We start from the raw sequence: 25,280 nt of genomic DNA, 5'->3' as shown, positions 1-25,280 counted from the left end.
TCACCACGACATATAGGCCTCTGTCCACCTCGGGACCATGGACCGCGCGCGAGCGGGTCCGGTGGTCAGGTGCCGGCCCCCTCCCCGGTGTCGGAGCCCTCGGTGCCACCGGAACCTTCGGTGCCTTCGGTGCCCCCGGTACCTTCGGTGCCGCCCGTGCCTCCGGTACCGTCCGAGCCCTCGGTACCGCCCGTGCCGCCGGTGCCGTCCGAACCTTCGGCGCCCCCGGTCCCTTCGGAGTCCGCGGAACCCTCGGTGCTCTCCGTGCTCTCCGTGCTCTCCGTACCTTCGGAGTCCGCGGAGCCGGCGGCGTCCTCGGGGCCGTCCGCTCCGCCCTCGTCATCGGAGTCGTCGTCCTTCTCCCGTCCGGGCGGCTCCGCCGTCGGGTCCCCGAAGGAACCGGGAGAACCGGCGAAGCTCTCGGAGGGCAGCCCCTCCGTCGCCCCGCGCATGGACTCCTGCCAGATCGGTCCGGGCAGGGTCCCTCCGTAGACGACGCCGAAGTACTGTCCGCCGATGGTCACCCCGCGCAGCGGGTTCTGCTCACCACCGCGCACGTCGCCGACGACGACCGCGGAGGCCAGGTTCGGGGTGTGCCCGGCGAACCAGGCGTAGGCGGATCCGTCGGTGGTACCGGTCTTGCCCGCCGCGGGCCGCCCGATGTCCAGGCCCTTGGCCGTACCTCCGTCGAAGGTCTGTTGGAGCAGGTGGTTGACCCCGTCGGCGGCCTGTTGCTTCACCACCCGCTCACAGTCGGAGTCGGCGGTGACCCGCTCCTCCGTGCCGTCCTCGGTCAGAGAGCGCACCGGCCGCGGCTCACAACGGATGCCGCGGGCCGCGAAGGTCGCGTAGGAGTTGGCGACGGTCAGCGGGGACACCTCCTGATCCCCGAGGGTGAAGGAGCTCCACACTCCGAGATCCTCACCATCGGCGCGGTGCACGCCGGCCTTCACCGCCATCTCGGAGGTCTCGCACAGACCGACCTTCTCCTGCAACTGGGCGAAGTAGGTGTTCACCGAGCCCTTGGTCGCGCTGATCATGTTGTGTTCGCCGTCGTCGCTCTCGCCGGCGTTGCTCACGCTCCACGACGACATCCGGTCGCCGCCGCAGTCGGTCATCCCACCGACGGACATGCTCTTGGGCGAGTTGAACCTGGTCCCGTACCCCATCCCCTGTTCCAGGGCCGCCGCCAGGGTGAAGGTCTTGAAGGTCGATCCCGCCTGATAGCCGCCGGAGCCGCCCTCGTCCCGATCCACGGCGAGGTTGATCGAGGTGGTTCCGGAGGCGTCGTCGTCGAACCCGTAGCGCAGGTTCTGGACCAGGCCCCGGATCCGACCGGTTCCGGGTTCGACCAGCGCCTGGGCGGCGAACTTGGTGGAGTCCTCATGCGGGACCCGCTTGTCCACGGCGTCCTGGGCCGCGTCCTGGGCCGCGCGATCCATCGTGGTGCGCACGGTGAGACCGCCCTGGGCGATGCGCTGCTCCCGCTCGGCGGCGGTCTTCCCCAGCATCTCCGAGTCGGCCAGCCAGCGCATGACGTAGTCGCAGAAGAACGGGTAGTCGCTCTCCATGCAACTGCCGCCCCTGGGGGTGTGATCGATGCCCAGGTCCTCGGCCTTGTGGGCGGCGGCCTCCTCCGCTTCCAGGTGACCGGTGTCGACCATGCGGTCCAGAACCAGGTCGCGACGTTCCTTCGCCCCCTCGGGGTTGTTGAGGGGGTCGTAGAACGAGGGCCCCCGGACCAGGCCGACCAGCATCGCCGCCTGACCGGCGTCCAGATTCTCCGCCGAGATCGAGAAGTAGCGTTGGGCCGCGACCTCGATGCCGTGCGCGCCGGCCCCGAAGTAGGCCAGGTTGAGGTAGCCCTCCAGGATCTCGTCCTTGGTGTACCGGTCCTCGATGTCGATGGCGTAGCGCAGCTCGGTCAGTTTGCGGCCGAGGGTCCGTTCGCTGGCGCCGTCGACGTCCCCCTCCGAATCGGCGGTCTCGATGAGGAGGTTCTTGACGTACTGCTGGGTGATGGTGGAGCCGCCCTGCATGTCTCCCTGGGCCGTACGCAGCGCGGCCCGCAGGACGCCCTTCATGTCGAGCCCGTTGTGCTCATAGAAACGGTCGTCCTCGACCGCCATGAGGGCCGAGGGGACCCAGGGGCTGATCGCGTCGAGGGAGACCACGTCCCGTTCGCGTTCGGAGACCTCGGCGAAGGGCTCCCCGGCGTCGTCGGTGAGCAGGACGCCCGACGACAGGTTCGGGACCTCCAGGTGCCCGGGGAGGGCCATGAAGCCCGCGGCGGTGTCCCTGGCCACCAGGCCCGCGCTTCCCGCCCAGGGCAGCACGAGGACGGCACAGAGCAGACCCGCGACGGCGCCCAGACCCGACAGTCGCAGATACGCGTCGCGTCGTCCCCGATTCGCGTCCTTCTCGAACTCCGCGATCCTCTCCTGGAACAGGGCGCGGGCCCGCTCGACCCTCTCCTGGAACAGAGCGCGGGCCCGCTCGATGAACCCACCGCCCCCGTCGACCTCCGTCACGTCGCCCCCTAGAGCCGTGTGCCGCCCCTCCGCCTCGCGACGGTGGGCATCGCGTCGACCACCCTCGCAGGAAGGGCCTCAAGGGAACTCCGTTAAATCGGGTGTGTCACTGAAAAGCTTCCTCAATACCTTGCAAACCACACAGAGCAACAGAAGATTACACAGAGTAGACACATCGGACATGATCGAGTGTCCGGAATAGACCCTCGACCACGTGGGGCGCATTAGACGAGCCCTACCCAGTTCACTCCCACCGGCAACCAGTGGGACAGATCTTCGGACTTTTCGTGATGGAGAATCGAAAAGCAACCGGGGAGAACACAGAATCCACTGCGAATTTATGCCTGCTTCGTCGTTTTTCGAGCGATGAAAACCGACAAATACCCGACCTCGACCACGGGCAAGAGTGTGGCGAGGATCACATGTGCGACTCGGCCTCGACACTCCGCCAAAGCCAGGGCCAGGGCGGACGATGGACATCGGAGACCACCGAAGCCGCAATCCGGACAGTTTCCATTCGGTTCTTCGTCGACTCCATCCTGCCTTTGATCGGAACCCGGTCATTCTTCGCGCGTGCGTCGTCACGCGCCTCCTCATGACGCCCTGACAACGATGATTACGGTGTAGCCAGTGATCGGACGCCTGCCCATAATCGACATATCTCCGGACAACGACCTCGGGCCGGTGAAGGCCGTTCCGGGAGAACGCTTCACCGTCGGCGCGACCGTGATCCGCGAAGGGCACGATTCCCTCGCCGCGGGCGTCGTCGTCCATTCCCCCCGTGGTCGCCGCGAGGCTCTCGTCCCCATGCGCGAGAAGGCCCCCGGGACCGACCGGTACGAGGCCGAGATCAGCCTGCCCTCCGAGGGCGACTGGTCCTTCTCCATCGAATCCTGGACCGACCCCTTCGCCACATGGCTGCACGTCGCCCGCGTGAAACTTCCCCTCGGCGTCGACACCGACCTCGTCCTCGAGGAGGGCGCCCGCCTGCTCGCGCGCGCCGCCCGTCGCACCCCGCGAGACCCCGCCCTCTCCGAGGCGGCCACGCTCCTGCGCGACACCTCGACCGATCCGATGGAACGCTTCACGACGGCCGTCACCGACGAGGTCGTCACCGCCATGGACCGCAAACCCCTGCGGGAACTCGTCACCAGGTCCAGGCGGACCAAGGTCGTCGTCCACCGCGAACGGGCCCTGTTCGGTTCCTGGTACGAGTTCTTCCCCCGCTCGGAGGGCGCCCGGGTCGACGTGGCCCCGGGCGAGGAGGCCTCCGGAACCCTCTCCGACGCGGCCAAGCGCCTGCCCGCCATCGCCGACATGGGGTTCGACGTGGTGTACCTGCCGCCGATCCACCCTGTCGGTACGGCCCATCGCAAAGGTCGCGACAACACGCTGACCGCGGGGCCGGGGGACCCCGGCTCGGTGTGGGCCATCGGTTCGTCCGAGGGAGGACACGACGCCGTCCACCCCGACCTGGGCACCCTGGAGGACTTCGACGCCTTCGTCGCCGTGGCCTCCGACCACGGACTGGAGATCGCCCTGGACCTGGCTCTCCAGTGCTCGCCCGACCACCCCTGGGTCTCCGAGCACCCGGAGTGGTTCACCACGCGCGCGGACGGCTCCATCGCCTACGCCGAGAACCCGCCGAAGAAGTACCAGGACATCTACCCGCTCTGCTTCGACAACGACTTCGAGGGTCTGTACGCCGAGGTCCTGCGGGTCGTGCGGCACTGGATCGACCACGGGGTGCGCATCTTCCGGGTGGACAACCCGCACACCAAACCGGTCGCCTTCTGGGAGCGCCTGCTCGCCGAGGTCGCCGAACGCGACCCCGACGTCCTCTTCCTCGCCGAGGCCTTCACCCGGCCGGCGATGATGCGCACCCTGGCCAAGGTCGGCTTCCATCAGTCCTACACCTACTTCACCTGGCGCAACGACAAGGACGAGCTCACCGAGTACCTCACCGAGCTCAGCCGGGAGACCGCGCACTACCTTCGACCCAACCTGTTCGCCAACACCCCGGACATCCTGCACGCCTACCTCCAACGAGGCGGTCGACCGGCCTTCGAGGCGCGCGCGGTCCTGGCGGCCCTGCTCTCCCCGACCTGGGGGATCTACTCGGGCTTCGAGCTGTGCGAGAACACCCCGGCCCACCCCGGCAGCGAGGAGTACCTGCACTCGGAGAAGTACGAGTACCGCCCCAGGGACTGGGCCGGGGCCGACGCCTCCGGAACGACCATCGCTCCGCTCATCACCAGGCTCAACGAGCTGCGACGAGCCCATCCCGCCCTGCGCGAGCTGCGCAACCTGCGGTTCCACCACGTGGACCGGCCGGAGTTGATCTGCTTCTCCAAGCATCGCCCCGGCGCCCCCGGTGAGCCCGACGACGTCGTTCTCGTCGTCGTCAACCTCGACCCGCACCACGCCCGCGAGGCCACGGTGCATCTGGACCTGCCGTCGATCGGCCGCACGTGGGAGGAGGACCTCAAGGTGACCGACGAGCTGACCGGACGCTCCTACACGTGGCGGGCGAGCAACTACGTCCGGCTCGACCCGGCGACCGGACCGGCGCACGTGTTCACCGTCAACGGCAGATGACGCCCGGGACCCGGCGGCGGGACGGAGCCGCCGCCCGGGCCCGGACGCCCGTTGATCCGATGTCGAACATTCTTGGTGGGGAGCAGTAGATGAGCAAAGACGAGTCCGGACCCGGCGCACACGAGCACGCCGAACACGGTCCGCTCGCCCCGGCCACGGGGGCCGCCACCGGCCCCCTCATGTCCTCCGGTGGAGCCCGGGACCCCCATTGGTACAAACACGCCGTCTTCTACGAGGTGCTCGCCCGCGGGTTCTTCGACTCCAACGGCGACGGCACCGGCGACCTCACCGGCCTGGTCCGGAAACTGGACTACCTCCAGTGGCTCGGCATCGACTGCCTCTGGCTGCTGCCGATGTACGAGTCCCCGCTCCGCGACGGCGGGTACGACATCTCGGACTACTTCAAGATCCTCCCGGAGTTCGGTGACACCGCCGACTTCGTGGAGCTCCTCGACGAGGCGCACCGGCGCGGGATCCGCGTCATCACCGACCTGGTCATGAACCACACCAGCGACCAGCACCCCTGGTTCAAGGCCTCCCGTGAGGACCCCGACGGACCCTACGGCGACTTCTACGTGTGGTCGGACACCGACGACCGCTACGACGAGGCCCGCATCATCTTCGTCGACACCGAGACCTCCAACTGGACCTACGACGAGGTGCGCGGCCAGTACTACTGGCACCGCTTCTTCTCGCACCAGCCGGACCTGAACTTCGAGAACCCGGCGGTGCAGGAGGCGATCCTGGAGGTCCTGCGGTACTGGCTGGACCTGGGGATCGACGGCTTCCGCCTGGACGCCGTGCCCTACCTGTACGAGCGTGAGGGCACCAACTGCGAGAACCTCAAGGAGACGCACGAGTTCCTCAAGCGGGTCCGTGCCGAGGTCGACCGCCTCTACCCGGACCGGGTGCTGTTGAGCGAGGCCAACCAGTGGCCCTCGGACGTGGTCGACTACTTCGGCGACTTCGAGTCCGGCGGCGACGAGTGCCACATGAACTTCCACTTCCCGCTGATGCCGCGCATGTTCATGGCGGTACGACAGGAACAGCGCTTCCCGATCTCGGAGATCCTCGCCCAGACCCCGCCGATCCCCCGCAACTGCCAGTGGGCGATCTTCCTGCGCAACCACGACGAGCTGACCCTGGAGATGGTCACCGACGAGGAGCGCGACTACATGTACTCCGAGTACGCCAAGGAACCCCGCATGCGCGCGAACGTGGGGATCCGTCGGCGACTCGCGCCCCTGTTGGACAACGACCGCGACCAGATCGAACTGTTCACCGCGCTGTTGCTCTCGCTCCCGGGCTCTCCCGTGCTGTACTACGGCGACGAGATCGGCATGGGCGACAACATCTGGCTGGGCGACCGCGACGCCGTACGGACCCCCATGCAGTGGAGCGCCGACCGCAACGCCGGTTTCTCCAAGGGCGACCCCGCGCGCCTGTACCTGCCGCTGATCATGGACCCGGTCTACGGCTACCAGGCGCTCAACGTGGAGTCCCAGCGGGAGAACCCCGGTTCCCTGCTGAACTGGACCCGCCGCATGATCCAGATCCGCAAGCGGCACCCCGTGTTCGGCACCGGCGAGTTCACCGAGCTGAACGCCACCAACCCGAGCGTGTTGGCGTTCATCCGGGAGCACGGCGACGACCGCATGCTCTGCGTCAACAACCTGTCCCGGTTCCCGCAACCCGTGGAGCTGGACCTGTCCCGCTACGCGGGCGTGCGACCGGTGGAGTGCGTGGGAGGGGTCCGTTTCCCGGAGATCGGCGACTCCTCCTACCCGCTCACCCTGCCCGGTCACGGCTTCTACTGGTTCCAGCTGCCGGTGGAACGGACCACGGAGGGGACCGGAGCCGACCGCGGGGAACTGCCCTCGTACGGGCTGCCGGCCGCGGGCCTGAACAGCCCCGACGATCTGGAGGTCCACTGGCCCGTCACCGCATCGTGCCGTTCCGGATCCTCGGAGCCGGACGACGGTGAGCTGGGAAGCGGGCCCGCCTGACATGTCTCAGCTCGAAGAACTCCTCGCGGTCTGGCTTCCTCGACAACGCTGGTTCTCCGGTAAGGGGATCCCGATCCGCCGGGTCCGGATCGAGAGCAGGTACACCCTGGTCTCGGCCGGCCCCGGCGGGCCCGACCTGAACGTGCTCGTCGTGCAGGCGGGGCAGCGCGGGCTCAGTTCCCGCTACCAGGTGATGCTGGGTTCCCGGCCGCCCCGGTCCCTGCCTCCGCGTCTGGCCCGCGCCGCCATAGGCGTCTGCCCGGTCGCCGGCGGCCGTCCCAGGGTGGTGTACGACGCCGCGCACGATCCCGTGCTCACGGAGATGCTGTTGGAACGCTTCGCCGCGGAGGAGGACCCCGAGCGGCGGGGCAGGGTGCGGTTCCGCACCCTGCCCGGCACCGAGGTCCGCCCCTGCGGGGCCGGGCGGCTCCTGACCGGCGAACAGTCCAACACGTCGTTGGTCTACGGGCGCGACTACGTCCTGAAGACCTTTCGCAGGCTCTGGCCCGGCCGCAATCCGGACCTGGAGCTGAACATGGCGTTGTCCGGTTCGCCCTACGTGGCGCGCCCCTGCGGATGGATCGAGGCCGATCTGTCCGGGCACACCTCGCCGACGACGTTGGCCCTGCTCCAGACCTTCGTCCCGGACGCCACCGACGGCTGGGTATTGGCCACCGAGAACGTGCGCACCCTGGTGGAGGGCATGGACGCGGACTTCGGCGAGGAGGCCGCGAGCCTGGGGCGCACCACCGCCCAGGTGCACAGCTCCCTGGCCCGGACTCTGCCCACGGACGTGCTCTCGCCGTCCGCGGCCGCCGAGTTGGCCGACGCCATGGTGGAGCGACTGGCGATGGCCGGAGGCGAGGTCCCCGAGCTGGCCGAGCACGCTCCCCGGGTGATGGAGGCCTACTCCGACCTCGCCCGATTGGACGAGCCGCTGCCGATCCAGCGGATCCACGGCGACTATCACCTGGGGCAGGTCATCCGAACATCGGAGGGGTGGGTACTGCTCGACTTCGAGGGCGAGCCGACCGTTCCGGTGCGCGAGCGGCAACGCCTGTCCAGCCCGTTGCGGGACGTCGCCGGGATGCTGCGCTCCTTCGACTACGCGGCCGGCTACCTGATGGTCGGCCATCCGGGCCGGCCCGAACTGGCCTGGGCCGCGCGTGATTGGGCCCGCCGCAACCGGGAGGCGTTCTGCCGGGGCTACGCCGACGGCGGCGGAGCCGACCCGGACAAGCACCTGACGGTGCTGCGCGCCTTCGAGTTCGACAAGGCCGTCTACGAGGTCCTGTACGAGGCCCGCAACCGGCCCGACTGGCTGCGTGTCCCGCTGGACTCCATCGCCACGGCGGCCGGAGCCCCACCGGTTCCCCGCTGATCCTTCGGCGGCCCTTCTCCGGGAGGGCCGCCCCACAGACCGTCCTCATGTCACCCGTTCATCACGAGTCACACGGAGTCGCATTGCCACCGCGCTCGACCCATACGTCAGCGTCCGAGAGCGCCGCGAAGAAGCCGACCGAGAGGAAGGCGGGCGCCGAGAAGACGGCCAAGACCACCCGGAGGAGGAGCGAGACCGGATCCAAGGGTTCGAAGGGCTCGGGTTCGAAGACCCCGGCCCGACGGCCTCGGGCGACGGCCCCTCTGGCCGACGCCCTGGTGGCCGAGCTCGACCGGATCGTCGACGGCCACCACCACGACCCGCACTCCGTCCTCGGCCTGCACGGCCGCGACCTGCGGGTCCTGCGTCCGGGGGCCTTGGAGGTCCACGCCGTCCTGCCCGACGACACCCGGGTCGCGCTCCCGCACCGCCACCGAGGGGTGTTCGCGGCGCGCCTGCCCCGGAAGATCGACGACTACCGTCTGGCCGTCCGCTACGAGGAGGGCCCGGAGCTTCTGGAGGCCGACTCCTACCGATACGCCCCGGCCCTGGGCGAACTCGACCTGCACCTGATCGGCGAGGGACGTCACGAGGAGTTGTGGCGGGCCCTGGGCGCCCACGTCATCGAGCGCGAGGGAACCCTGGGCGAGGTGTCGGGGACCCGATTCGCGGTCTGGGCCCCCGACGCGCGCGGGGTCCGGGTGATCGGCGACTTCAACTACTGGAGCGGGATCGCCCACCCGATGCGCAGCCTCGGTTCCAGCGGCGTCTGGGAACTGTTCGTTCCCGGCCTGGGCGACGGCGACCTGTACAAATTCCAGCTGCTGGGGTCCGACGGTCACTGGCGCGACAAGGCGGACCCGATGGCCCGGCGGACCCAGATGCCGCCGGCCACCGCCTCGGTCGTCACCGTCTCCGAGCACGTGTGGACCGACGAGCGGTGGATGGCCGACCGCAAGGGGGTGGAGATCCACAAGGCCCCGATGAGCGTCTACGAGGTGCATCTGGGCTCCTGGTGCCCCGGCCTTTCCTACACCGAGCTCGCCGAGCGTCTGGTCTCCTACGTCGTCGAGATGGGCTTCACCCACGTGGAGTTCCTGCCGGTGGCGGGGCACCCGTTCGACGGCTCCTGGGGTTACCAGGTCACCTCCTACTACGCGCCCACGCCGCGTTTCGGGTCGCCGGACGAGTTCCGTCACCTGGTGAACGCGCTGCACGAGGCCGGGATCGGGGTGCTCCTGGACTGGGTTCCGGCGCACTTCCCCAAGGACGAGTGGGCGCTGGCCCGGTTCGACGGGACCGCTCTGTACGAGCACCCGGACCCGCGCCGCGGCGAGCACCCGGACTGGGGCACGCTCATCTTCAACTACGGGCGGACCGAGGTGCGCAACTTCCTCGTCGCCAACGCCCTGTACTGGTTGGAGGAGTTCCACATCGACGGGCTGCGCGTGGACGCGGTCGCCTCGATGATCTACCTCGACTACTCGCGGGACTCCGGCGAATGGGAGCCGAACGTGTTCGGCGGGCGGGAGAACCTGGAGGCGATCGATTTCCTCAAGGAGCTCAACACCACGGTGTACCGCCGCAACCCCAGCGTGGCGATGATCGCGGAGGAGTCGACCGCGTACACGGGGGTGACGAGGCCGGTCGACCACGGCGGTCTCGGGTTCGGCCTCAAGTGGAACATGGGGTGGATGCACGACTCCCTGGAGTACGTGAAGAAGGAGCCGATCCACCGCAAGTACCACCACGACGACATCACGTTCTCGATGGTCTACGCCTACAGCGAGAACTACGTGCTGCCCCTCTCCCACGACGAGGTGGTGCACGGCAAGCGATCGCTGTTCAACAAGGCGCCCGGCGACGAGTGGCAGCGGGCGGCGACCCTGCGGGCACTGCTGTCGTTCATGTGGTCGCACCCGGGCAAGCAGCTGCTGTTCATGGGCGGGGAGATCGCCCAGGGCGACGAGTGGTCCCACCCCGAGGGCGTGCCGTGGTGGCTGCTGGAGTTCGAGCACCACGCGGGCGCTCAGCGTCTGGTGAAGGCGCTCAACGACGCCTACCGGCCCCGGCCCGCGCTGTGGTCGCTGGACACCGATCCGGCGGGGTTCCGCTGGTTGGACGGCGGTGACCGCGAGGGCAACACGCTCTCCTACCTGCGTCATGGGGAGGACGGATCCGTGCTGGCCTGCGCGGTGAACTTCTCGCCGGTCCCCCGCCCACAGCGGCGGATCGGCCTTCCCGAGGCCGGGACCTGGGACCTCGTGCTCAACTCCGACGACCCGAGGTTCGGCGGCTCCGGCCACGAGGCCCCCACCACGGTGGAGGCCGAGGAACGGGAGTGGAACGGACAGCCGTTCTCGGCGGAGATCACCCTTCCGCCGCTCGGCGCGGTCTGGTTCGAACCGCGCCGCTGAGGCCTACCGGCCGTCTTCGAGACCGGGCCCTGGACGTTCCCCCGGAACGCCCAGGGCCCTTCCGGTTCACCTTCCGCGTTATCGCGTCCTCGTGGTGATGAGGGCGACCGCCGCGTCCACGGCGGAATGGAGATGGTCCGGTGGGTCCCCTTCGGGCAGACGGGCGCAGGAGAACCAGAGCCCGTCGATGACCACGAGGAGCAGTTCGGCCACGGCCGCGGGGTCCCGGTCCACGGCGAGCTCCCCCTGGTCGCGGGCGTAGCCGAGCGCGAGCGCCAGGTTCGCGCGAGCGCGGGCGTCCAGATCGGAGAGCACCTTCGCGAAGGCCGGGTCCACGGCCGCGCGGGCGTAGAAGGCCGCCCAGATCCGGGCCTGGGCGCGGCGGCGCTCGTCGGTGGGCAACAGGTCGGTGAGGACGGCGCGCAACCCCTCGGCGAAGGTCAGGGCATCGGGGCCGATCCGGATACGGGAGAAGCGGGCGGCGACCTCGTCCACGGAGGTCTCCAGGGCGAAGAGGAGCAGGTCGTCCTTGGTGGGGAATTCGCGTTGGACGGCACCGGCGGACAGGCCGGCCTCGGCGGCGACCACCCTGACACTGACCCCTTCGAGCCCCTCGCGGGCCGCGATCCGATGGATCGCCTCGGCCACGCTCCGACGACGGCTCTCTCTGTCCACGACCTTCGGCACCCGCTCATTCTGGCATACCGGACCCTTCTGATACGTTCGTATCGATACATACGTATCAGAAAGGACGTCGTCATGCCCGACACACCTCCTCCCCACCCCCGCCTCCGGCGCGCGGCCCTGATCTCGTCCGGGCTCCTCACCCTGCCCGGGGTCGCCGCCCTCGCCCTGGTCCTGGCTCCCCCGCTCTCCTGGGAGGGCTGGCAGTACGCCCTCCTCACCCTGGAGTTCTCCCTCTTCCTCACACTGCCCGCGCTGCTCGGTCTCCTCCTCGCGCTCTCGGCCGGACGGGGAGGGCGCACCCGCGTCACCACCGGGTTCGCCACGGTCAACGCCCTACTGCTGATTACGGCCCTGGTGCCCTCCGCCTCGCTGTGGAACACCGCGCGCGCCGAAGGAGCGCCGCTCTCCCTCGGCGAGTACACCGCGGGCCTGGCCACCTCGACCGACCGGGAGCCCACGACCCTGACCTACCACCGGGTGGACGGGGAGGAACTGCTCATGGACGTATGGGAACCCACCTCCCCCGGTACCGAACCCCTGCCCGTGGTCGTCAACGTCCACGGCGGCGCCGACGACCTCCCCCAGAGTCTGCTGCCGCGCTGGGACACCTGGCTGGCCGACGGAGACCGGGTGGTGTTCGACGTCGACTACCGCTTCTTCCCCGACGGTGCCTGGGAGGAATCGGTCGCGGACGTGCGCTGCGCCCTCGGCCGGGTTCGAGAACAGGCCGCGGAACACGGCGGGGATCCGGAACGGATCGCCGTCACCGGCCAGTCGGCCGGCGGCCTTCTGGCCCTGCTCGCGACCTACGACGACCGGATCCCGCCCTCCTGTGACACCGAGGTCCCCGAGGCGACCGCCGTCGTGGCCTGGTACTCGGCCACGGACGGCACCGCCGACGCCCCCGAGGTCCCCTGGCGCCAGCGCCGCTCCCCCCTCGGCGACGAGTTGCTGGAGTCGAGCGAACGAATGGTCGGCGGCCCGGTGACGGAGTTCCCCGAGGAGTACGAGGCCATGTCCCCGATCCTCGACGTCACCGGAGACTCCCCCGCGACCCTGGTCGTCACGGCCGGCCACGACCTGTTCGTCGACCCCGAGGACAACCGTCGGTTCGTCGCCCGCCTCGCCGAGGCCGGCGTGCCCCACCGGCATCTGGAGCTGCCGTGGACCGAGCACATGTTCGACCTCAACTGGGGCGGCCTCGCCTCCCAGATCACCCGGCACACGATCGACGACTTCCTCACCGAACACCTCTGAGAGGAGCGGCGGGACGGGCCGCCCCGCAGGGTTCAGCCCGCGTCGCGGTGCCAGCGCCTCAGCCGGGCGACGGCCTCGTCCAACACCTCGTCCTTCTTGCAGAAGGCGAAGCGCAGCAGGTGTCGCCCCTCGTCCTGGTGGTCGTAGAAGACCTTGGCCGGTACGGCGGCGACCCCGGCCGCGGCGGGCAGGGCCCGCGCGAGGTCCTCACCGTCCCGATAGCCCAGCGGCCGGATGTCGGCCATCAGGAAGTAGGTGCCCTCGCACACGTTCACATCGAACCCGGCGTCGCCCAGCCCCTCGGCCAACCGGTCGCGTTTGCCCTGGAGGGACAGACGTTGGGCCTCGATCCACTCCCCTTCGCCCTCGATCGCGTCCGCGATCGCGAGTTGGAGGGCGCCGTTCGCGGAGAAGGTGAGGAACTGGTTGACCGTGCGCACGGCCCGCACCAACGGCTCGGGGCCGGTCACCCACCCCGTCTTCCAGGCGGTGACGGCGAACATCTTGCCGACCGAGGAGATCGACAGGGTCCGTTCGCGCATACCGGGCAGGGACGCGAGGGGCACATGGCGACGGTCGTCGAAGGTGAGGAACTCGTACACCTCGTCGGTGACCGCGATCAGGTCGTGCTCACGGCACACGGCCGCGATCTCCTCCAACTCGGCGGAGGTGAAGACCGTTCCGGTCGGGTTGTGCGGGGTGTTGACCATGACGAGCCGGGTCCGCGGGGTGACGGCGGCCCGCAGTTCGGCCGGGTCGAAGGTGAAGCGTCCGCTCTCGGGATCCCGACGCAGCGCCACCGGCCGACGCTCCCCGCCGGCCAGGGAGATCATCGCCGCGTAGGAGTCGTACATGGGCTCGAAGACGATCACCTCGTCGCCGCGCTCCACCAGGGCCAGCAACGAGGCCGCGATACCGGCGGTCGCCCCGACGGTCACGTACACCTCGGAGTCCGGGTCGAAGTCCAACCCGTAGTGACGGGAGCGGTAACGACTCACGGCCCGACGCAGTTCGGGGCGCCCCGGCCCCGGAGGGTACTGGTTCACCCCCTCGAGGATGTGACGCGAGGCGTTCTCCAGCAGGCTTCGAGGCCCGTCGGTGTCGGGGAACCCCTGCCCCAGGTTGACGGATTCGGTCTCGACGGCCAGGCGCGTCATCTCGGCGAAGATGGTCTCGCCGTACGCGCGCATTCGTTCGATCAGCGGTTCTTCCACCCGTCGAGGGTAACCACCCGCTCCGGACCCCCGCCCGCGTGCCCCGGCCGATCCGTACGGAACGACGAGGGCCCCGGTCCGCGCGGCCCCGCCCTACGGGGGTCACGCGGGCCGAGGCCCTCGTCGTAAGGCCCTGTCCTAGAGCAGCAGGCTGAGCACGATCCAGACCACGGGACCCGCGATGAGCAGCGAGTCGATGCGGTCCATCAGACCGCCGTGGCCCGGCATGAAACGGCCCATGTCCTTGACGCCCAGATCACGCTTGAACAGGGATTCGATGAGATCGCCGACCGTGGCCGCCAGCACCACGGCCAGTCCCAGAATCACGCCGACCCACCAGGGGCCGTCCAACAGCAGGGTCACGCACAACGCGCCCGCCACCGCACAACCCACGACCGAGCCGCCGAAACCCTCCCAGGTCTTGTTCGGGCTGATCACCGGGGCCATCTTGTGCCGGCCCAGCAGGATCCCGGCGAAGTAACCACCGATATCGCTGGAGATCGTCACCACGATGAACACCACCAGTCGCTGCTGGCCGTCCTCCGGATGCGCGATCAGCAGCATCCACGTGGCCAACAGGAACGGCAGATAGACCAGGGTGAACAGGTTCGCCGCCGCGTCGGCGACGAACCCCTCGGCCCCGCCCCTCAACCGCCAGGCCAGACAGATGATCGCGGTCAGTGCCGTGATGCCGACCAGCCAGTCGGCCCCACCGAAGTAGGCTCCGGCCTGCATCGCCACACCGCCCACGGCCAACGGGATCACGGCGAGGGTCATGCCCTTGCCGCCGAAGGCGCGGTTGAGTTCACGCAGACCGATCAACACCCCGAGCGAGGTGATGATCGTGAACAGCTGTGGCTTGGGAAAGATCGAGAAGAAGACGAGCGCGCCGAGGACGCACCCGCTGGCGATGGCCACCGGGAGGTTGCGACCGGTCTTGACCGGCTCACCCCCCGGCTTGTGCAGCACGAAGCGCTGCCCGGCGGCCGTGTCCGTCTCGGAAGTAGGACTGTCGTCGGGTCTGTGCTCCGGCGAGGGGTCATCGCCTCCGGAGCCGTGGGAAGGGTGGGTCACCGGCTAAACCTCGAGAAGTTCCGCTTCCTTGTGCTTGAGCAGCTCGTCGATGGAGGCGACGTACTTCTGCGCGAGCTCGTCCAGTTCGGTCTGGGCACGGTGCGCCTCGTCCTCGCCCAGCTCACCGGCCTTGACCGCCTTTTCGAAGGCGTCCTTGGCCCGACGGCGGACGTTGCGGATGGAGACCTTGCCGTCCTCGCCCTTGGTCCGCGCGACCTTCACGTACTCCTTGCGCCGCTCCTCGGACAGCTCCGGGAAGATGACCCGGATGACCTGTCCGTCGTCGGACGGGTTGACGCCCAGGTCGCTGTTGCGGATCGCGTTGATGATCTCGGTACGCGAGTTGACGTCGAACGGCGAGATGACGACCATGCGCGGCTCGGGGACCGAGAAGGAGGCCAGCTGGTTGATCGGCGTACGGGCACCGTAGTAGTCGACGGTGATCTTGTTGAAGGTGGCCGGGGTGGGGCGGCCGGTACGGATCGTCGCGAAGTCCTCCTTCGCCACGGTCACGGCCTTCTCCATCTTCTCCTCGGCCTCAAGGAGGGTTTCTTCGATCATTGTGGGCGCTCCCGGATTCTCGACTGGGTGTTCGTGGCTTGGGTACGCGGTCCGAGGTGCCTCCGCGCGGGCGGAACGACCGCCTCAGGCCTCGGAGGCCGGACCGACGATGGTTCCGATCTTCTCACCACGGACGGCGCGCAGGATGTTCCCCTGGCTCATCAGGTCGAAGACGACGATCGGCAGGCCGTTGTCCATGCACAGGCTGACGGCGGTGGCGTCCATCACCTTGAGGCCGCGGGTGAGGACCTCGTTGTAGTTGAGCTTGTCGAACTTGACCGCGTCCGGGTTGCGCTGCGGGTCGGAGTCGTAGACACCGTCGACCTGGGTTCCCTTGAGGACCGCCTGGGCGCCGATCTCCAGCGCGCGCTGGGCGGCGGTGGTGTCCGTGGAGAAGAAGGGCGCGCCGAGACCGGCGCCGAAGATGACCACACGGCCCTTCTCCAGGTGGCGGACGGCCCGTCGCGGAATGTAGGCCTCGGCGACCTGGCTCATGTGGATCGCGGTCTGGACGCGGGTGTCCACGCCGAGGCGCTCGAGGAAGTCCTGGAGGGCGAGGCAGTTGATGACGGTGCCGAGCATGCCCATGTAGTCCGCGCGGCCGCGCTCGATGCCGCCCTCGGTGAGCTGCGCGCCGCGGAACATGTTGCCGCCGCCGACCACCACGGCGACCTGAATGCCCTCGGAGACCGCCTCGGCGATGGACTCCGCCACGTACTGGACGACCTCGGGTTCGATGCCCAGACCACCGCCTCCGGCGAACGCCTCCCCGGAGAGCTTGAGCATGACACGTTTCCATCCGGAATCGTGCATGGCGGGTGCGGTGGTCATGGCTTCGTTCTCCGACACGGCCTGCGGCCTCCCTTGTTGTCCCCGAGCGGCACAGGGTCCCCCGAGTGCTCCTGCTGTGGAGGGTTCGGGGCGCACAGCACGCCGAACCCGCCCCTATCCACCGAAAGTGCCGGGGAGAATGGTCTCCCCGGCACTTCCATCATGTCAAAACCCCTAGGCCTGGCCGACCTTGAAGCGGACGAAGCGCTTGACGGTCACGCCGGCCTCGTCGACGACCTTCTGGACCGTCTTCTTGTTCTCCTTGACGAACGGCTGTCCGAGGAGGGTGACCTCCTTGAAGTAACCGTTGAGACGGCCTTCCACGATCTTGGGGATCGCCTGCTCGGGCTTGCCCTCCTCGCGGGTGGTCTCCTCGGCGATGCGACGCTCGTTGGCGACGACGTCCTCGGGGACGTCGTTCTTGTCGATGTACTTCGGAGCCAGAGCCGCGATCTGCTGGGCGAGGTCCTTGCCGGTGGCCTCGTCGACCTTGTCCAGCTCGACCAGGACGCCCATGGTCGGGGGCAGGTCCGGGTCGGACTTGTGCAGGTAGTCGGCGACGTAGACGCCGTCGAACTTGGCCAGACGACGGAACTCGAGCTTCTCGCCGATGATGGCGCTCTTGCCCTCGATGTAGGCCTGGAGGCTCTTGCCCGGCTCGATCTCGGCGGCGGCGACCGTGGCCAGGTCCTCGCTGTCCTGGGCGGCGACGAAGTCGGCGACCTGCTCGGCCAGCTCGATGAACTGGGCGTTCTTGGCGACGAAGTCGGTCTCGCAGTTGAGCTCGATCAGGGTGGCCTTGCCCTCGCTCTGACGGCGAAGGACGACGGTGCCCTGGGCGGCGGTGCGGTCCGCGCGCTTGTCGACGGACTTGGCGCCCTTGATGCGCAGAGCCTCGACGGCCTGGTCGAAGTCGCCGTCGGCCTCGGTCAGAGCCTTCTTGCAGTCCATCATGCCGGCGCCGGTCATGTCGCGCAGCTTCTTGACGTCCGCGGCGGTGAAGTTCGCCATGACTGTTCTCGGATTCCCTCGAAAGTGAAGTCTGTTCTGGAAGGTGGAGCGTCCCGGGCGAAGGCCGAGCGGGCCGCCCCGCCCATCAGTGGGCGAGGCGGCGCTCGAACATCGAGTCACCGGGGAGCGGCGACGGGCCGCCTGCTACTCGGCGGCCTTCGGGGCCTGCTCGGGGGCGTCCGCGGGGGAGTCCTCCGAGGTGACCTCGGCCGGAGCCTCGGCGGCGACCTCGTCGGCCGGGGCCACGGTGGGGGTCTCGGCCGGGGCCTGCTCGGCGGCGGCCTCGGTGGCCTCGACACCCTCGGTCTTGCCCTCGAGGAGCTCGCGCTCCCACTCGGCCAGGGGCTCCTCGGCGGCCTTCTCCTCGGTCGCGCCGGAGGCACCGGAACGGACCATCAGACCGTCGGCGACGGCGTCGGCGACGACGCGGGTGAGCAGGCTGACGCTGCGGATGGCGTCGTCGTTACCCGGGATCGGGTAGTCGACCTCGTCCGGGTCACAGTTGGTGTCGAGGATGGCGACGACCGGGATGTTCAGCTTGCGAGCCTCGCTGATCGCGATGTGCTCCTTCTTGGTGTCCACGATCCACACGGCGCTGGGCACGCGGGACATGTCGCGGATACCACCGAGGGTGCGCTCCAGCTTGTCCTTCTCACGGCGAAGGTTCAGCAGTTCCTTCTTGGTGAGGGAGGAACCGGCGACGTCGTCGAAGTCGATCTCCTCCAGCTCCTTGAGGCGCTGGAGCCGCTTGTGAACGGTGGAGAAGTTGGTGAGCATGCCGCCCAGCCAGCGCTGGTTGACGAAGGGCATCCCGACACGGCGGGCCTGCTCGTCGATGGCCTCCTGCGCCTGCTTCTTCGTGCCGACGAACAGGATGGTGCCACCGTGGGCGACCGTCTGCTTGACGAACTCGTAGGCGCGGTCGATGTACGCCAGCGACTTCTGAAGGTCGATGATGTAGATGCCGTTGCGCTCGGTGAAGATGAAGCGCTTCATCTTCGGGTTCCAGCGACGGGTCTGGTGCCCGAAGTGGACGCCGCTCTCGAGGAGCTGGCGGATCGTCACGACTGTGGCCATGACCTGGTCCTCCTTGCGGTGGCGGGAGCGAGTCCCGCCTTCGGTTGTTCCTGACGCCCCGTCCATGCCGCCACACCACACGAGGTGGCGCGGACCGTAGGCACGGACCCTCCCGAGGGAGGCGGGTGGGCGCGCGTATTGTGGGTCGACCCGACAGGGCCGGAAAAGATTCTATCCTCCGCGGAGCACGACCGGGAACGTGCGCCTTCGCGGGGAGATCAAGCGGCGACCTGGGGCGCGAGGGGAGAGGCGCGGACGCTCCTCGGCTGTGGCCGTCGGGTTTTCCACAGGCGCCGGGAGGCTCTGGCGGAACCCGACCGGCGAACGCACTCTGGATGCATGAGCCACCCCCGCTTCTGGGCACTTCCGCTGTTCCTCTCGCTCCTGCTCTTCCCCTTTTTCCCCACTCGAACCGCCCTGGCCGCCCCGGTCGACGAGACGGGTCGGCGTTGGCCCTTGGAGGAGCCCGTGTCGGTACTGCGCGGCTTCGACCCGCCCGAACAACGTTGGCTGCCGGGGCACCTGGGGGTGGACCTGGCCGCCGAACCCGGTCAGGAGGTGTACGCGGCCGCGCCCGGGAGGGTCCACTTCGCCGGCCCGGTGGCCGGGGTCGGCGTGGTCAGCGTCGCCCACGGCGACGTGCGCACCACCTATCTGCCGGTGGACGCGTCCGTGGCCCGTGGTGATCCGGTCGGCCCCGATCCGATCGGCACCCTGTCCGAAGAGACGTTCCACTGCCGCGACCGCCCCTGTCTGCACTGGGGCCTGCTCCGGGGCGACACCTACCTGGACCCGCTCTCCCTCCTGGGCCGCGGAGAGATCCGTCTCCTCCCGCTCGGTCCACCGGGTCGGGGCCCCGGGGCGCCCTCCGGGGAGGGCACCGCCCTCGGCCGTGGCCGGAGGACCGAGAACCGTGGGGGAACTCGTGGCCGGGTCCGTGAGCGGATCTCCGTGGCCCCCCGATCGCCGTGGGCTCGGCGATCCTCACCGTCGTCTTCCGGATCCGCTTCCGCTTCCTCTTTCCATTCCGAAGAAGAAGTCGGAAGTCGAAGAATCCCGAGATGCTCAAATGAGCAACCCACCCGAGCCCCGCTCACATGAGCAAGAAAGGCGCGAAAGCGAAATCGAAGGCGAACACCATTCGGTATCGAGAAGGTCCACGAGTTCCCGAAAGCCGTTCGGTCTCTCCCGCCGGATAAATGGGATCCATGTCACCCCATCGTTCGCCTAGGCGCGGGGGTGGGCCTGACTGTAGGCGTCGCGTAGACGGTCCACGGACACATGTGTGTAGATCTGGGTACTGCGCGGGCTGGCGTGCCCCAGGAACTCCTGCACACTGCGCAGATCTGCTCCCCCGTTCAACAGGTGGGTGGCCGCGCTGTGCCGTAGACCGTGCGGGGCACCGTCCAGACCGGCCTCACGCAGGTGCGTGTGCACGTCCTCACGCGCCTGACGGACGCCGAGCCTTCCGCCGCGGGCTCCGAGGAAGAGGGCGTTCGCGCTTCCGTGGCCGACGAGGTGCGGGCGCCCACGTCGGGTCCAGGCCTCGACCGCGTCCAGGGCCGGGCCGCCGACCGGCACGGTGCGCTCCTTATCTCCCTTTCCCAGGACCCGGACGGTGTCGCGGGTGCGGTCCAGATCGGCCAGATCCAGGGCGCACAGCTCGGCCACCCGGATACCGGTGGCGTAGAGCAGCTCGACGATCGCGTGCCGACGCAGCTCCACCGGGGTCTCCGGGTCCACGGCCGCGAGGGCCTCGGCCGCCTGCTCCTCGTCCAGGACGGTCGGCAGGGATCGCCGTTGGGTCGGGGTGGCCAGACGGGGCCCGGGATCGACCGGCAGGATCCCCTCACGATGCAGGTAACGGGTGAGGGCACGGACGGCCGCCACCCGGCGGGCGATCGTGGACCGGCTCGCCCCCGAGGCGCGCGCTCGGGAGAGCCAGGCGCGGATCAGGGGGACGTCGAGGTCGGCGAGTTCGTGACCGTGCTCGTCCAGATGCGCGACGAGGGAGCGCAGGTCGGCGAGGTAGCCGCGGACCGTATGGGGAGATCGGCCCAGCTCACCGGACAGATGGGCGGCCAGGCGCTCCAGCGCTTCGGGACCCTTCACCCCCGGTCCCGAGGCAGAGAGGCGATGGCGTCGATCTCCACCAGGTAGGTGGGGTCGACCAGACCTCCGACCTCCACCAACGTGGCGGCGGGCAGATGGCCCTCCGGAAGGCATGCCAGGAGAGCCTCCCTGAACTCCTCCAGGTCGCTGATGTGCCTCAGGTAGTAGGTCATCTTGACGACATGGGAGAGGTCGACCCCGTGTTCGGCCAGGACGGCCTCCATGTTGCGGAACACCTGGCGGGTCTGCTCACCGATGCCCCCGGGAGCCTCGCCTCCGGGGCCGGCCGGGACCTGGCCCGAGACGAAGAGCAGGGGGCCGTCGGCCGTAAGGGCGTCGCTGTACGGTTTGGCCATAGCGGAACCGTACCCGAACGGTCCCGTCGGTATCCGCCCTGATCGGCATGCCCTCCCACGTCAGGACCGCCCCGAGGGGGGACGACGCCAGCCGGTGGGAGACCGTTCCACCAATCCGGCGGCGGCCAGCAGCCCCAGGGAACGCATCGTCTGTTCCAGCCCCTCCCCACTGGCCCGGGCGACACCCGCGGTCCCCGCTCCCCTGGTCCCGACCGCGGCCAGGACACGTGCGGTCTCGGCGGACAGATCGGTGTGAACAGGGAGCGGCCCGCCCATCGTCGAGAGCTCGTCCAGCGGCGCGATCTGTTCCACCACGTCGTCGACGCCGGTGACGCAGACTGCCCGGCCCTCCTTGAGGAGCCGGTGACAGCCCACCGAGGTCGCGGAGGTCACCGGCCCGGGCACCGCCATCAGTACCCGGTGCAGCTCGTCGGCGTGCGCGGCGGTGTTGAGGGCTCCGCTGCGCCGTCCCGCCTCCACCACCACGGTGCCCGAGGTGAGCGCGGCGATGAGCCGGTTGCGGATCAGGAAATCGGGGGCGCGCGGTGTCCGGCCGACCGGTCGTTCACTGACCAGGGCCCCGTGCCGGGCCACCTCGGTGAACAGGCCCGCGTGCCCGCGCGGATAGTCCACGTCGAGTCCGCAGGCCAGGACCGCGACGGTCCGTCCGGTGGTCATGGCCGCCCGGTGCGCCGCCCCGTCGATCCCGTAGGCGCCTCCGGAGACCACCGTGAAGGAGCGTTCCGCCAGTCCGTGGGCGAGTTCGGAGGCGACGTACTCGCCGTAGGGGCTGGCCGCGCGTGCGCCCACGATCCCCACCGAGCGCAGACACAGATTGCGCAGGTCACCGTGGCCGCGCACCCACAGGCCGTGGCAGTCGCGGCCACCGGGACGCTCGTCGAGCCGGCCCGGCCATTCGGGGTCTCCCGGAGCGACGAACCGCACCCCGGCCTCGGCCGACCGGGCCAGGAGGGCGTCGGCGTCCACGGCGAGGGACTTGTGCGCCCATCCTCGCCATCGTTGGAGAGCCCGTTCCTCGTCGGTCGGATCCTCCTCGGTCTCCAGGGGTGGTGGCGCCTCCCCCGCCCGTAGGGCCGCCCACACGCGGGCGGCCCCGTGTTCGGCCAGGAGCGCGCCCAACCAGGGGTCCCCGGGACGCACCACCGCGGTCAGACAGGCTCGGGCCCGGGCCTCCTCCTCGTGTCCTCCCATGTCCACCCTCCTCACCAGGCCCGGCCCGACCAGAGGGCGTAGGCGTAGGCGGTCTCCTCCGGCCCGGGGCGTTCCCTACCGGACAGATCGGCCAGCGTCCAGGCGACCCGGAGTGCCCGATCCACGCCTCGAGCGCTGATCTGGCCTCGGTCCATGGCCTGGCCGAGCACCCTGAGGGCCATGGGTTCCAGCGGGAAGTCGCGGCGCAGCCGTGCCCCGGGGATGGCGGCGTTGGTGCTCCACGGGGTGTCCGCCAACCGGGACCGGGCCCGTTCCCGGGCCTGGAGGACCCGTTCCGCGACCACCTCGGAGGATTCGGCGAAGGCCCGGTCGGCGAGGAGTTCGGAACGGGACACCGGTTGGAGTTCGACCTTGAGGTCGATCCGGTCCAGAAGCGGCCCGGACAGGCGGGAGAAGTAGCGTCGCCGCTCCCCCGCCGGACAGGTGCACAGATTGCCCGGCTTGGCGCAGGGGCAGGGGTTGGCCGCCATGACGAGCTGGAAGCGTGCGGGGAAGGTGACGGTGGCCGAGGCCCTGGCGATGACGACCTCGCCGCGTTCCAGGGGTTCGCGCAGGGAGTCGAGCACCCCGCGGCCGAACTGGGGCGCCTCGTCCACGAACAGGATCCCGTGGTGGGCCTTGGAGACCCAGCCCGGTCCGGGGTTGCCGACGCCTCCGCCGATGATCGAGGCCCGGCTGGAGGTGTGGTGCGGGGACGCGAAGGGCGGGAGGGTGACCAGGGGGCTACCGGGCGGGAGCAGTCCGGCCACCGAATGGATGGCGGTGGCCTCCAGGGCCTCGGCCCGGTTCAGCCGGGGCAGGACGGAGGGCAGGCGCTCGGCCAAGAGGCTCTTCCCCGTTCCCGGCGGTCCGAGCATCATCAGGTTGTGCCCTCCGGCGGCCGCGATCTCGACGGCCCTGCGAGCCACCGGTTGTCCGAGGACGTCGGCGAGGTCGGGGCCGTGCTCGCCCGGTTCCCGCGGCCGTTCGCCGTGTTCCTCCTCCGGGGCCGGGCAGGGTTCCCCTCGCAGCCAGAGGCACAGCCCGGACAGGTCCTCGACGACGGCGACGTCCACGTCCGGCACCAGACGGGCCTCCGCGGCGTTGCCCGTCGCGACCACGAACCTGGTGAACCCCTGTTCGGCCGCGGAGACCACGGCGGGCAGCACCCCGCGGACCGGTCGGGTCCGACCGTCGAGGCCGAGTTCGGCGATGAGCACGGTGTCGGCGAGACGTTCCAACGGCACCTCTCCGGCCGCGGCCAGGACGGCTCCGGCGATGGCCAGGTCGAAGAGGCTGCCGGACTTGGGCAGACTGGCCGGGGAGAGACTGATGGTGATCTGGCCGCTGGGCCAGTTCTCCCCGCTGTTGACGACGGCGGCGCGTATCCGGTCGCGGGCCTCGCGCAGGGCGGCGTCGGGCAGACCGACCAGGGTGATGCCGGGGTCGCCCCCGCCCAGGTGGACCTCGACCTCGACCATGTGGCCCTGGACGCCCAGCAGGGTGACACAGTGGGTGCGGGAGAGCGACATCAGCGCAGCCCCCGTTCGTGGAACAGCAGCACGCGCCCGTCGAGCAGCAGGACACCGACCCCGTCGACCCGTGACGGGTACGGAGGAAGACGGTGCTCTCGGGCCCAGGCCCGACCCAGGGCGCGCAGACGGCGCCGTTTGCGCGGGGTGACGGCCTCCGTCGGATGGCCGAAGCGCAGTGAGCCTCGTGTCTTGACCTCGACGACGACCAGGACTGACCCGTCCCTGGCCACCAGGTCGAGTTCACCGGCACCGTGCGGGGCCCGCCAGTTGCGGGCGAGCACCCGCATGCCGTTCCGTTCGAGGTAGCGCGCGGCGAGCTCCTCGCCGCGCCGTCCGAGGATGTTCCGATATCCCGGGCTCCGGTGTCGGGTCGACCGTTCCAAGGCGACCACCTCCCGTTACCACGTTCGGTGATCGCGCCCTCTCACACCAGAGGCTCCTTCCCGCCTGTGGACAACCCCGGATCCGGCGGGGTCGTCGGATCCGGGGCGGTGGGACGTCGACGGCGGTCGGTTCGGGGTCGGGACCGGATTACACGGAGCTCGCCGCGCAGAGGCCGTCGAGCCGATCGGCCTCGATCAGCAGGAGTCGGCCGTCGCCCCGCAGGATCGCCTCGTGGAGTCGTTGCAGCAGCCTGGTGGGTTCCACGCCCAGTTCCTGGGAGAGCCGGAGCCGGGTTCTTCGGAAGACCTCCAGCGCGTCGGCCTGGCGACCGGAACGGTAGAGGGCGAGCATGAGCAGGGCGAGCAGTCGTTCCCTGTAAGGGTGGCCGTCGGCGAGGTCGGTGAGTTCCGGCACCACTTGGGCGTGGCGGCCGCGATCCAGGGCGATCTCGAGTCGTTCCTGATCGGCCAGCAGCCTCAGCTCCTCCAGTCTTCGGATCTCTCCGGCGATGATGCCGGTGCCCGCGATGTCCGCGTAGGGGCGCCCCCGCCACAGGGCCGTGGCCTCGCCGAGCAGTCCACCGGCCTGCTCCAGTTCACCTCGGCCGCGGGCCGACCGGGCCCGGGCGATGGCGGCCTCGAAGCGCATCGCGTCGACGTCGGCCGCCTCCACGACGATCCGGTAGCCCGCCCCGTTGTGCACCACGCGACCGCTGTCGCCCAGCACCTTTCGGAGCCGGTGGACGTAGACCTGGAGGGTGCTGCGCGCCCCGTCCGGTGGGGAGTCCTCCCACAGCGCCTCGGCCAACTCGTCCAAGGAGAGCGGTCGTCCGCTTCGGCACAACAGGACGGCGAGCAGACGGCGAAGCATGGGGGCGCGAAGTGTGACCGGAACTCCGTCCCGATTTATCGTGAGCGGGCCCAGAGTCCCGAACTCGATAACGTCGCCTCCTGTCGGAAAAGGCCTCATGCGTCTCCATCCTTTTCGGAACGGGATCATCTTGTCACTAATAACCGTCTTATGACCAGATATCGCA

20 protein-coding genes are annotated in these 25,280 nt (G+C 69.5%); 6 read left to right on the top strand and 14 right to left on the bottom strand.

Going from position 1 to position 25,280, the window contains the following annotated elements; genetic code table 11:
* Window positions 1-65: 65 nt before the first annotated feature.
* The gene (locus D451_RS26625) at window positions 66-2,531 is read right to left on the bottom strand and encodes a transglycosylase domain-containing protein (RefSeq protein WP_017535529.1); all 2,466 of its coding nucleotides are present in this window, start codon (window positions 2,529-2,531) and stop codon (window positions 66-68) included.
* Window positions 2,532-3,161: 630 nt separating this feature from the next.
* Between D451_RS26625 and D451_RS0118480 the strand changes: the two genes are divergently transcribed.
* The 4 genes from D451_RS0118480 (at window position 3,162) to glgB (ending at window position 10,933) form a co-directional block, all read left to right on the top strand.
* Window positions 3,162-5,129 (top strand): alpha-1,4-glucan--maltose-1-phosphate maltosyltransferase, encoded by a 1,968-nt coding sequence (locus tag D451_RS0118480; RefSeq protein ID WP_017535528.1) that lies wholly within the window; start codon window positions 3,162-3,164, stop codon window positions 5,127-5,129.
* Between the two features lie 89 nt (window positions 5,130-5,218).
* Window positions 5,219-7,135: a maltose alpha-D-glucosyltransferase gene (gene treS, locus D451_RS0118475; protein WP_017535527.1), complete on the top strand. Its 1,917-nt coding sequence runs from the start codon at window positions 5,219-5,221 to the stop codon at window positions 7,133-7,135.
* A gap of 1 nt (window position 7,136) precedes the next feature.
* Window positions 7,137-8,516 (top strand): maltokinase N-terminal cap-like domain-containing protein, encoded by a 1,380-nt coding sequence (locus tag D451_RS0118470; RefSeq protein ID WP_017535526.1) that lies wholly within the window; start codon window positions 7,137-7,139, stop codon window positions 8,514-8,516.
* An 83-nt stretch (window positions 8,517-8,599) separates the two neighbouring features.
* Entirely contained in the window at window positions 8,600-10,933 is a 2,334-nt protein-coding gene (gene glgB, locus D451_RS0118465) for a 1,4-alpha-glucan branching protein GlgB (RefSeq protein ID WP_017535525.1), read from the top strand.
* A 78-nt stretch (window positions 10,934-11,011) separates the two neighbouring features.
* On the opposite strand, the gene D451_RS0118460 is transcribed toward glgB, so the two are convergent.
* On the bottom strand, window positions 11,012-11,620 hold the full coding sequence (locus D451_RS0118460) for a TetR/AcrR family transcriptional regulator (protein ID WP_017535524.1): 609 nt from the start codon (window positions 11,618-11,620) through the stop codon (window positions 11,012-11,014).
* Between the two features lie 72 nt (window positions 11,621-11,692).
* Here D451_RS0118460 and D451_RS0118455 point away from each other — a divergent pair, with 72 nt between their 5' ends.
* A complete protein-coding gene (locus D451_RS0118455; protein ID WP_026125173.1) occupies window positions 11,693-12,877 on the top strand; it encodes an alpha/beta hydrolase in 1,185 nt (394 codons plus the stop codon).
* A 32-nt stretch (window positions 12,878-12,909) separates the two neighbouring features.
* Here D451_RS0118455 and D451_RS0118450 read toward each other — a convergent pair whose 3' ends face one another.
* The 6 genes from D451_RS0118450 to rpsB form a co-directional block, all read right to left on the bottom strand.
* Window positions 12,910-14,091, bottom strand: coding sequence for a pyridoxal phosphate-dependent aminotransferase (locus D451_RS0118450; protein WP_017535522.1), 1,182 nt, complete (start codon window positions 14,089-14,091; stop codon window positions 12,910-12,912).
* A gap of 138 nt (window positions 14,092-14,229) precedes the next feature.
* On the bottom strand, window positions 14,230-15,165 hold the full coding sequence (locus tag D451_RS0118445) for a phosphatidate cytidylyltransferase (RefSeq protein ID WP_014913189.1): 936 nt from the start codon (window positions 15,163-15,165) through the stop codon (window positions 14,230-14,232).
* Window positions 15,166-15,168: 3 nt separating this feature from the next.
* On the bottom strand, window positions 15,169-15,726 hold the full coding sequence (gene frr / locus D451_RS0118440) for a ribosome recycling factor (RefSeq protein ID WP_014909708.1): 558 nt from the start codon (window positions 15,724-15,726) through the stop codon (window positions 15,169-15,171).
* A gap of 84 nt (window positions 15,727-15,810) precedes the next feature.
* The gene (pyrH, locus tag D451_RS0118435; protein ID WP_014910714.1) at window positions 15,811-16,557 is read right to left on the bottom strand and encodes a UMP kinase; all 747 of its coding nucleotides are present in this window, start codon (window positions 16,555-16,557) and stop codon (window positions 15,811-15,813) included.
* A 174-nt stretch (window positions 16,558-16,731) separates the two neighbouring features.
* Entirely contained in the window at window positions 16,732-17,568 is an 837-nt protein-coding gene (gene tsf / locus D451_RS0118430; protein WP_014908220.1) for a translation elongation factor Ts, read from the bottom strand.
* A 144-nt stretch (window positions 17,569-17,712) separates the two neighbouring features.
* On the bottom strand, window positions 17,713-18,645 hold the full coding sequence (rpsB, locus tag D451_RS0118425; protein WP_014910120.1) for a 30S ribosomal protein S2: 933 nt from the start codon (window positions 18,643-18,645) through the stop codon (window positions 17,713-17,715).
* Window positions 18,646-18,984: 339 nt separating this feature from the next.
* On the opposite strand from rpsB, the gene D451_RS0118420 reads away from it, so the two are divergent.
* On the top strand, window positions 18,985-19,746 hold the full coding sequence (locus tag D451_RS0118420; protein ID WP_017535521.1) for a M23 family metallopeptidase: 762 nt from the start codon (window positions 18,985-18,987) through the stop codon (window positions 19,744-19,746).
* Between the two features lie 126 nt (window positions 19,747-19,872).
* Here D451_RS0118420 and D451_RS0118415 read toward each other — a convergent pair whose 3' ends face one another.
* From D451_RS0118415 to D451_RS0118390, 6 genes are all read right to left on the bottom strand, one after another.
* Complete coding sequence (locus tag D451_RS0118415; protein ID WP_014911445.1) at window positions 19,873-20,757, bottom strand: tyrosine recombinase XerC; 885 nt, start codon at window positions 20,755-20,757, stop codon at window positions 19,873-19,875.
* The gene (locus D451_RS0118410) at window positions 20,754-21,113 is read right to left on the bottom strand and encodes a RidA family protein (RefSeq protein WP_014909393.1); all 360 of its coding nucleotides are present in this window, start codon (window positions 21,111-21,113) and stop codon (window positions 20,754-20,756) included. The genes D451_RS0118415 and D451_RS0118410 overlap by 4 nt, the downstream gene beginning before the upstream one ends.
* A gap of 60 nt (window positions 21,114-21,173) precedes the next feature.
* The gene (gene dprA / locus D451_RS0118405; RefSeq protein ID WP_017535520.1) at window positions 21,174-22,325 is read right to left on the bottom strand and encodes a DNA-processing protein DprA; all 1,152 of its coding nucleotides are present in this window, start codon (window positions 22,323-22,325) and stop codon (window positions 21,174-21,176) included.
* A gap of 11 nt (window positions 22,326-22,336) precedes the next feature.
* Entirely contained in the window at window positions 22,337-23,857 is a 1,521-nt protein-coding gene (locus D451_RS0118400; protein ID WP_017535519.1) for a YifB family Mg chelatase-like AAA ATPase, read from the bottom strand.
* On the bottom strand, window positions 23,857-24,252 hold the full coding sequence (locus D451_RS0118395) for a YraN family protein (RefSeq protein ID WP_017535518.1): 396 nt from the start codon (window positions 24,250-24,252) through the stop codon (window positions 23,857-23,859). The genes D451_RS0118400 and D451_RS0118395 overlap by 1 nt, the downstream gene beginning before the upstream one ends.
* Window positions 24,253-24,391: 139 nt before the next feature.
* Window positions 24,392-25,114: an AfsR/SARP family transcriptional regulator gene (locus D451_RS0118390; RefSeq protein ID WP_017535517.1), complete on the bottom strand. Its 723-nt coding sequence runs from the start codon at window positions 25,112-25,114 to the stop codon at window positions 24,392-24,394.
* Window positions 25,115-25,280: the final 166 nt, after the last annotated feature.

Source organism: Nocardiopsis alba DSM 43377 (genome assembly GCF_000341225.1).
Taxonomy (GTDB): Bacteria; Actinomycetota; Actinomycetes; order Streptosporangiales; family Streptosporangiaceae; genus Nocardiopsis; species Nocardiopsis alba.
This window is presented reverse-complemented; position numbering and strand designations above follow the sequence as displayed.

Bases quoted from the DNA above. Each gene is read 5' to 3' on its own strand.
- D451_RS0118390 (WP_017535517.1), bottom strand. From the start codon at position 25,114: ATGCTTCGCCGTCTGCTCGCCGTCCTGTTGTGCCGAAGCGGACGACCG.
- D451_RS0118410 (WP_014909393.1), bottom strand. From the start codon at position 21,113: ATGGCCAAACCGTACAGCGACGCCCTTACGGCCGACGGCCCCCTGCTC.
- dprA (WP_017535520.1), bottom strand. From the start codon at position 22,325: ATGGGAGGACACGAGGAGGAGGCCCGGGCCCGAGCCTGTCTGACCGCG.
- treS (WP_017535527.1), top strand. From the start codon at position 5,219: ATGAGCAAAGACGAGTCCGGACCCGGCGCACACGAGCACGCCGAACAC.
- D451_RS0118420 (WP_017535521.1), top strand. From the start codon at position 18,985: ATGAGCCACCCCCGCTTCTGGGCACTTCCGCTGTTCCTCTCGCTCCTG.
- D451_RS0118400 (WP_017535519.1), bottom strand. From the start codon at position 23,857: ATGTCGCTCTCCCGCACCCACTGTGTCACCCTGCTGGGCGTCCAGGGC.
- frr (WP_014909708.1), bottom strand. From the start codon at position 15,726: ATGATCGAAGAAACCCTCCTTGAGGCCGAGGAGAAGATGGAGAAGGCC.
- D451_RS0118470 (WP_017535526.1), top strand. From the start codon at position 7,137: ATGTCTCAGCTCGAAGAACTCCTCGCGGTCTGGCTTCCTCGACAACGC.
- tsf (WP_014908220.1), bottom strand. From the start codon at position 17,568: ATGGCGAACTTCACCGCCGCGGACGTCAAGAAGCTGCGCGACATGACC.
- pyrH (WP_014910714.1), bottom strand. From the start codon at position 16,557: ATGACCACCGCACCCGCCATGCACGATTCCGGATGGAAACGTGTCATG.
- rpsB (WP_014910120.1), bottom strand. From the start codon at position 18,645: ATGGCCACAGTCGTGACGATCCGCCAGCTCCTCGAGAGCGGCGTCCAC.
- D451_RS0118455 (WP_026125173.1), top strand. From the start codon at position 11,693: ATGCCCGACACACCTCCTCCCCACCCCCGCCTCCGGCGCGCGGCCCTG.